The sequence below is a fragment of the Streptomyces pyxinicus genome (assembly GCF_024753135.1).
Classification (GTDB): Bacteria; Actinomycetota; Actinomycetes; order Streptomycetales; family Streptomycetaceae; genus Streptomyces; species Streptomyces pyxinicus.
Window position 1 is genome coordinate 154983 of sequence record NZ_JANUGP010000018.1, and the last position, 7104, is coordinate 162086.

Annotated in this window: 7 protein-coding genes and 1 pseudogene; 1 reads left to right on the forward strand and 7 read right to left on the reverse strand. The window is 67.4% G+C overall.

The annotated features are described in order from the left end of the window. Nucleotides 1–97: 97 nt before the first annotated feature. The 4 genes from qcrB to ctaE all read right to left on the reverse strand — a co-directional run bounded on the left by qcrB (nt 98) and on the right by ctaE (nt 4282). A complete protein-coding gene (gene qcrB, locus NX794_RS22990) occupies nt 98–1735 on the reverse strand; it encodes a cytochrome bc1 complex cytochrome b subunit (RefSeq protein ID WP_258780636.1) in 1638 nt (545 codons plus the stop codon). After that, entirely contained in the window at nt 1732–2790 is a 1059-nt protein-coding gene (gene qcrA, locus NX794_RS22995; RefSeq protein ID WP_258780637.1) for a cytochrome bc1 complex Rieske iron-sulfur subunit, read from the reverse strand. The genes qcrB and qcrA overlap by 4 nt, the downstream gene beginning before the upstream one ends. Then, the gene (gene qcrC / locus NX794_RS23000; protein WP_258780638.1) at nt 2787–3599 is read right to left on the reverse strand and encodes a cytochrome bc1 complex diheme cytochrome c subunit; all 813 of its coding nucleotides are present in this window, start codon (nt 3597–3599) and stop codon (nt 2787–2789) included. Before qcrC ends, qcrA begins: the two co-directional genes overlap by 4 nt. A gap of 62 nt (nt 3600–3661) precedes the next feature. Beyond that, nucleotides 3662–4282, reverse strand: coding sequence for an aa3-type cytochrome oxidase subunit III (gene ctaE, locus NX794_RS23005; RefSeq protein ID WP_030616646.1), 621 nt, complete (start codon nt 4280–4282; stop codon nt 3662–3664). Between the two features lie 155 nt (nt 4283–4437). On the opposite strand from ctaE, the gene NX794_RS23010 reads away from it, so the two are divergent. Next, nucleotides 4438–4839 (forward strand): response regulator, encoded by a 402-nt coding sequence (locus tag NX794_RS23010; protein WP_258780640.1) that lies wholly within the window; start codon nt 4438–4440, stop codon nt 4837–4839. Nucleotides 4840–4928: 89 nt separating this feature from the next. Here NX794_RS23010 and NX794_RS23015 read toward each other — a convergent pair whose 3' ends face one another. From NX794_RS23015 to NX794_RS23025, 3 genes and pseudogenes are all read right to left on the reverse strand, one after another. After that, complete coding sequence (locus tag NX794_RS23015; RefSeq protein ID WP_258780641.1) at nt 4929–6188, reverse strand: L,D-transpeptidase; 1260 nt, start codon at nt 6186–6188, stop codon at nt 4929–4931. 160 nt (nt 6189–6348) lie between these two features. After that, the gene (locus tag NX794_RS23020) at nt 6349–6747 is read right to left on the reverse strand and encodes a cytochrome c oxidase subunit 4 (RefSeq protein WP_258780642.1); all 399 of its coding nucleotides are present in this window, start codon (nt 6745–6747) and stop codon (nt 6349–6351) included. After that, a pseudogene (locus tag NX794_RS23025) lies at nt 6744–7104 on the reverse strand (aa3-type cytochrome oxidase subunit I); the annotation flags it as partial. The pseudogene NX794_RS23025 and the gene NX794_RS23020, both read right to left, overlap by 4 nt.

A 7104-nucleotide genomic window follows, 5' to 3' on the forward strand; every position in this document is an offset into this window, starting at 1 on the left:
GGAAAGTCCTGCACCACCCTATCCAGCCCCGGGCGGCGCGAAGGGCCCCGTCCGGGGTGCGGACGGGGCCCTTCTGCGTGGTGTGGCGACGCGGGGATCAGTGGTGGCCGTGGCCGCTCGTGATCTCCTTGTACTCGTCTACGGTCGGCTTCTGGATCTGGTTGTCCTCGCCGTAGTAGGCGTTGGAGAGCTTGACGCGCAGCTTCTCCGAGCCCTTCACCTTGCGCTCGACACCGTTCTCGTCGACCGTCGGGCCGATCTCGGCCGGCGCGTACTGCTGGTGCGCGGTGAGCGTGTGCAGCTGCTCCTGGCTGAGCGGCTCGTGCACCTCGATGAACTCACCGTGCGGCAGCCGCTTGATGATGCCGGTCTCGCGGCCGTGCAGCACCTTCTCGTGGTCCCGGCGCTGCAGGCCGAGGCAGATCCGCTTGGTGGCGATGAACGCGACGACCGGTCCGACGAAGAAGCTGATCCGGACGAACCAGGTGACGGCGTTGATCGACAGGTGGAAGTGCGTGGCCCACAGGTCGTTGCCACCGCCGACCAGGCCCACCATGTAGACCGTGATCCAGGCGACACCGAAGCCGGTACGGGTCGGGGCGTTGCGCGGGCGGTCCAGGATGTGGTGCTCGCTCTTGTCGCCGGTGACCCAGGACTCGATGAACGGGTAGACCGCGATCGCGCCCAGCACGACACCGAAGAGCACCAGCGGGATGAACACGCCCAGGACCAGCGTGTGGCCCCAGAAGTTGATCTCCCAGCCCGGCATGTAGCGGACCAGACCCTCGGCGAAGCCCATGTACCAGTCGGGCTGGGCGCCGGTGGACACCTGGTCCGGACGGTAGGGGCCCATGGCCCAGATCGGGTTGATCTGGGCGATCGCGGCGATGACCGCGATGGCGCCGAAGACCAGGAAGAAGAAGCCTCCGGCCTTGGCCATGTAGACCGGCAGCAGCGGCATGCCGACGACGTTCTTCTCGGTCTTGCCGGGGCCCGCGAACTGCGTGTGCTTGTGGTAGAAGACCAGGATCAGGTGGCCGACCACCAGACCGAGCATGATGCCCGGCAGCAGCAGGATGTGGATCGAGTAGAACCGCGCCACGAAGTCGTGGCCCGGGAACTCGCCGCCGAAGAGGAAGTACGAGATGTACGTGCCGACGATCGGCATGGACAGGATCGCGCCCTCGGTGAAGCGGACACCGGTGCCGGAGAGCAGGTCGTCCGGGAGCGAGTAACCGGTGAAACCGGTGAACATGCCGAGGACGAAGAGCAGGAAGCCGAACAGCCAGTTGATCTCACGCGGCTTGCGGAACGCGCCGGTGAAGAACACGCGCATCATGTGCACGAACATGCCGGCGAGGAAGATCAGCGCCGACCAGTGGTGGATCTGCCGGACCAGCAGACCGCCGCGCACGTCGAAGGAGATGTGCAGGGTCGAGTTGAACGCCTCGGACATCAGCTGTCCCTGGAGCGGGACGTAGCTGCCGTGGTACTCCACCTCGTTCATCGACGGGTGGAAGAACAGCGTCAGATAGACACCCGTCAGGATGATGATGATGAAGCTGTAGAGGCAGACCTCACCCAACATGAACGACCAGTGGTCGGGGAAGATCTTGCGCATGTTGGCCTTGGCCAGGGAGTAGATCCCGAGCCGGCCGTCGGCCCAGTCGGCGACGCGCTCGCCGGCCGGTGCCTTCCCGCGCGCGCGGGACTCTTGGTTGTCTGCAGTACTCATCCGCGCTCCCAGAATGCAGGACCGACGGGCTCCTCGAAGTCGCCGAGCGCCTGGAGGTAACCCTCACTGTCCACACCGATGCGCAGTTGCGGCAGGGCGTGGCCGGCGGGGCCGAAGATCACTCGGGCACCGTCGGAGAGGTCGAAGGTGGACTGGTGGCACGGGCACAGCACGTGGTGCGTCTGCTGCTCGTACAGGGAGATCGGGCAGCCCACGTGGGTGCAGATCTTCGAGAAGGCGACGATGCCCTCGTGCGCCCAGTCGAGCTCGCGCTTGTCCTTGATGTTGCCCGGCTGGAGCCGGACGATCATCAGGGCCGCCTTGGCGATCTCGTTCTGGAAGTCCTCGGACTTCTCCTCCAGCCCGTCGGGCTTGGCGAAGGTCAGCGAGCCCACGGCGACGTCCTCGGGACGCAGCGGCTGGTTCGTGTTCATGTTGACCAGGCGCTTGCCCTTGGCCCACAGCGTGTGGCGCAGCGAGGTGCCCGGCAGCGGGCCGAGGTCGCGCAGCAGCATGACGCCGGACAGCGGCACCAGGGTGAGCGCGCCGAGCATCGTGTTGCGGATCAGCTTGCGCCGGCCGAGCGCCGACTCCTTGGCGCCCTGGCGGAAGTCCGCGTGGACCTGGGCACGCACCTCGGCCGGGGCCTCGATCGGGTGCCGCTCGGCGGGGACCTCGACGTCGGACATCAGGGTGCGGGCCCAGTGGACCGCGCCCGCGCCGATGCAGAACAGGGCCGTGCCGAGGGTCAGGCCCAGCGCGAAGTTCAGCGCGCTGATGTGACCGATCGGGAAGACGAAGATCGACTTGTCGTGCGGGATCGCGACGTACGAGACGATGAAGCCGACGGTGGCCAGCATCGAGAGCGTGAACAGCAGGGCGACCGCGCGCTCGGACCGCCGGGCGGCCTGCTCGTCGATGTCCTGGATCCGGTGCTCGTGCGGCGGCAGACCCGGGTCGGCGAACGGGTTCTCCTCGTCCGCGACCGTCACCGCGCCATGGGCGTGGTCCTGCTCAGCGGGCAGGTTCTCTTCTGGAATGTCTTGGCTACTCATGACTTCTTGGCCTTTGCGGTCCGAGCGGCGACCCAGACGGCGACCGCGATCAACACGCCCAGTCCGAAGATCCAGGCGAACAGGCCTTCACTGACCGGCCCGAGGCCGCCCAGCTCCATACCACCCGGGTTCTCTGTATCGCTGCCGTTGACCGCGTGCAGGTACGCGATGATGTCCTTCTTGTTCTTCTCCGACAGCGTGGTGTCGGGGAAGGACGGCATGTTCTGCGGGCCGGTCTGCATGGCCTCGTAGATGTGCTTGGGGGCGACGCCCTCCAGGGTCGGGGCGAACTTGCCCTTGGTCAGGGCACCGCCCTTGCCCGTGAAGTTGTGGCACTGCGCGCAGTTGGTGCGGAACAGCTCGCCACCCTTGGCGATGTCCGCGCCTTCCGGGCCGTACTGCTGCTCGGTCGGCACGTTCGGGCCCGCGCCCAGCGACGCGATGTACGCGGCGAGCTGGTCGATCTGGGCCTGCGTGTAGATGTTCTTCTTCTTGACGACCTGCGGGCCCTGCGAGGTGGCGGCCGGCATACGGCCGGTGGCCACCTGGAAGTCGACCGCGGCGGCGCCGACGCCGACGAGGCTCGGCCCGTCGGAGGAGCCCTGGCCACCGGTGCCGTGGCAGCTTGCGCAGCCGACCTCGTAGAGCTTCTTGCCCTCCTTGATGGTCAGGGACTGGGCGGTTTCATCGGCCTGCGCCTTGCTCGCGGGCGCGAACGCGGCGTACAGCCCCCCGGTGGCCGCCAGCGCGAGGAGTAGGACGACGACCGCCGCCAGCGGATGGCGTCGTCGTACGGAGAGCTTTTTCACGGATTACCCCGGTGTCAGGATCTTCTGCGTCGATGCTTCTGGATGTGCGGGAGCGGTCCCGGCTACTTGATCAGGTAGATCGTGGCGAAAAGGCCGATCCAGACCACATCGACGAAGTGCCAGTAGTAGGACACGACGATCGCGGCGGTCGCCTGCTCGTGCGTGAACCTCTTGGCCATGTAGGTACGGCCGAGGACCAGCAGGAAGGCGATGAGGCCACCCGTCACGTGCAGGCCGTGGAAGCCGGTGGTCAGGTAGAACACCGAGCCGTACGGGTCGGAGGACAGCGAGATGCCGTCCTTCTTCACCAGCTCCGTGTACTCGTAGATCTGACCGCCGATGAAGATCGCACCCATGATGAAGGTGAGGATGAACCAGCCACGGAGCTTCTTCACGTCGCCGCGCTCGGCGGCGAACACGCCGAGCTGGCAGGTGAGGGACGAGAGCACCAGGATCGTGGTGTTCGTCGCGGAGAAGGGCACGTTGAGGGCGTGCGCCATCTCCTTCCAGTGGTCCGGTCCGGTCACCGACCGGAGGGTGAAGTACATCGCGAAGAGGGCCGCGAAGAACATCAGCTCGGAACTCAGCCAGATGATGGTTCCGACGCTGGTGAGGTTCGGCCGGTTGACCGACGGGTGCGCGTGCCCGGTTTCTACTGTCGTTGCTGTCGCCACGACCGACATTATGTCGGTCGCTTATCCCGCCCTCACTCCGGGGGGTGCCGTTCGGAGTGTTGCTGCCCGCCGAACCGGTGCTGACGTGGTGTTCAGGGGAGTAACATCCCGCCCGAACGGCCCTGTCCGTCCCGTCCGTACGACGCCGACGTCCCGGAGGAACCATGCAGCCGACCGCCACGGTCCTGGTCTACAGCGACGACTCCCGCACCCGCGAGCAAGTACGGCTGGCCACCGGGCGCCGACCGGCTCCGGACGTGCCCCAGGTCGAGTTCGTGGAGTGCGCGACGCCCGCCGCGGTCCTGGCCGAGCTGGACAAGGGCGGCATCGACGTCTGTGTCCTCGACGGCGAGGCCGTGCCGATGGGGGGCATGGGGATGTGCCGGCAGATCAAGGACGAGGTGTTCCAGGCGCCGCCGGTGCTGCTGCTGATGGGCCGGCCGCAGGACGCGTGGCTGGCGACGTGGAGCCGGGCGGACGCGGCGGTCACCTTGCCGGTGGATCCGGTGGAGTTCGCGTCCGCGTTGGCGTCTTTGCTGCGGCGGAAGAGGCTGATCGGGGCATGAGCGCCTAATGGTTCGGGGCGCGAGGAGCGTGCGCGAGTGCCGGTTCTTCGTGGCTTGTCGCGCAGTTCCCCGCGCCCCTTCGGGGCGCTCTAAACGGCCGTCGGCTGGAGTCTTACCGTGTCGGCCTGGGGCTGGGTCTCGGGGGTGCCGGCGGTCAGGGCGCTGCCCTCGCGCCATTTCTTCCAGTCGAGGTTCCAGTCACCGAAGCCGTTGCCGAAGGGCTCCATCGGGTCGCCGTCGGAGTTGATCACCTTGACGACGTCACCCTCGTGGACGTTGTCGAAGAACCACTCGGCGTTGGAGGTGCTCATGCCGGTGCAGCCGTGGCTGACGTTGGCGTACCCCTGGGAGCCGACGGACCAGGGGGCGGCGTGCACGTACTCGCCGGACCAGGTGACCCGGGTGGCGTAGTAGACCGGCAGGTCGTAGGAGTCGGAGCTGCCCTCGGCGATACCGACGGTGCTGCCGCGCATCCGTACGAAGTACTGCTTCTCCAGCACCACCTTGACGCCGTTGCGGGTCTCGAAGCCCGGCTTGCCGGTGGTGACCGGGATCTGCTCGACCTGCTCGCCGTTCTTGTAGTACGTCAGCTGGTGCGTGGCGGCGTCCGTGATCGCCTCGACGCGGTCGCCGATGGTGAGCTTCAGCTCCTTGGACCTGCCGCCCCACAGCCGGTCGCTGATCTTCACGCCGTCCAGGTTGCTGTACGCCCGGACGGTGGTGTGGGCCGGCCAGTACTCCTTGGGCCGGTAGTGCAGTTCCTTGCCGCTGACCCAGTACCAGGAGCCCTGCACGGCCGGCGCGGAGTCGACCCGCAGGGCGCGCTCCACGACGGCGCGCTGCGCCTTGTCGCTGATGTCCTGATCGAGCGTGGCGGTGATGGGCTGCCCGACGCCGTAGGTGCCCTTGTCCGGCCCGAAGGTGACGTTCAGACGCTTCTTGCTGGTGGGCTTGCTGGTGTCGAAGACGAGCACCTTGCGGCCGGGCGCCCCGTCGTCGTCCTCCGTGCTCACCGTGACCGTGTAGTGGGCGTTGGCGGCCAGCGGGGAGGTGCTGTGCCACCTGCTGCCGTCGGCGGCGAGTTCGCCCGCCACATAGCGCCCTGTGGAGTCCTGGGCGGTGACGTCGGTGATACGCCCCTCGTCCTTGACGTCGACCTCCAGGGGCTTGTCCGGATCGGCCTGCTTCCCGGTGTCGGTGGGGCCGCTGAAGGAGATCAGGTCCGCCGCGTCGTACGGCTTGGCCGACAGGGGGTTGCCGTCCGCACCGCAAGCGGTGACGCCCGCGCCGAGGGCGGTCACCAGCAGGGTGCAGCTGACGACGGTGCGGGTCCGCGGAGTGTGGTTCATACGATCACGCTATGAGAGGAAGACCGTACCGGCGCGGCAGGTAATCCGTACGAGGGACCGACACGCGGCAAAGGAACGACCCGCCTGGCGGTGCCGGAAACGACGGAGGCCCGGACCCTTCTGACGAGGGGTCCGGGCTTCCGGTGCGGGTGCGCGCGTCCTACTGGGTGCGGTTCTCACCGTGGTAGTACTCGAACACCCAGCCGAACAGGCCGATCACGATGAACGGCGCGGAGAAGTAGATCAGCCACCAGCCGACCGCGATGCTGAGGAAGGCGATCGCGCCGCCGAAGCCCAGCATGAGCGGCTGCCAGCTGTGCGGGCTGAAGAAGCCCAGCTCGCCCGCGTCGTCCGCGACGTCGGCCTCCTTGTCGTCCTGGGCGCCCGCGTCGACCCGCCGGGCGGTGAAGCCCAGGTAGAAGCCGATCATGATGCTCAGGCCGAAGGCCAGGAAGAGAGCGGTGGTGCCGGCCGGCTCCTTCGACCACACGCCATACACGATGGCCATGATCAGGATGAAGACGCTCAGCCAGATGAACATCCGACCCTGGATCTTCACTTGCCGGCCTCCTTGCTGCCCGCGATGGCGGTGCCGTGACCGGCGTGCTCAAGCTGTTCGAGCGCGGCGATCTCAGGGTGGTGCAGGTCGAACGCCGGGGATTCGCTGCGGATCCGCGGCAGGGTGAGGAAGTTGTGCCGGGGCGGCGGGCAGGAGGTCGCCCACTCCAGCGAACGGCCCCAGCCCCACGGGTCGTCGACCTCGACCGGCTTGCCGTACTTGGCCGTCTTCCAGACGTTGTAGAGGAACGGCAGGATCGACAGGCCGAGCAGGAAGGAACTGATGGTCGAGACCGTGTTCAGGGCGGTGAAGCCGTCGGCCGCCAGGTAGTCGGCGTACCGGCGCGGCATGCCCTCG

Bases quoted from the DNA above. Each gene is read 5' to 3' on its own strand.
- NX794_RS23015 (WP_258780641.1), bottom strand. From the start codon at position 6,188: ATGAACCACACTCCGCGGACCCGCACCGTCGTCAGCTGCACCCTGCTG.
- qcrA (WP_258780637.1), bottom strand. From the start codon at position 2,790: ATGAGTAGCCAAGACATTCCAGAAGAGAACCTGCCCGCTGAGCAGGAC.
- ctaE (WP_030616646.1), bottom strand. From the start codon at position 4,282: ATGTCGGTCGTGGCGACAGCAACGACAGTAGAAACCGGGCACGCGCAC.
- NX794_RS23010 (WP_258780640.1), top strand. From the start codon at position 4,438: ATGCAGCCGACCGCCACGGTCCTGGTCTACAGCGACGACTCCCGCACC.
- qcrB (WP_258780636.1), bottom strand. From the start codon at position 1,735: ATGAGTACTGCAGACAACCAAGAGTCCCGCGCGCGCGGGAAGGCACCG.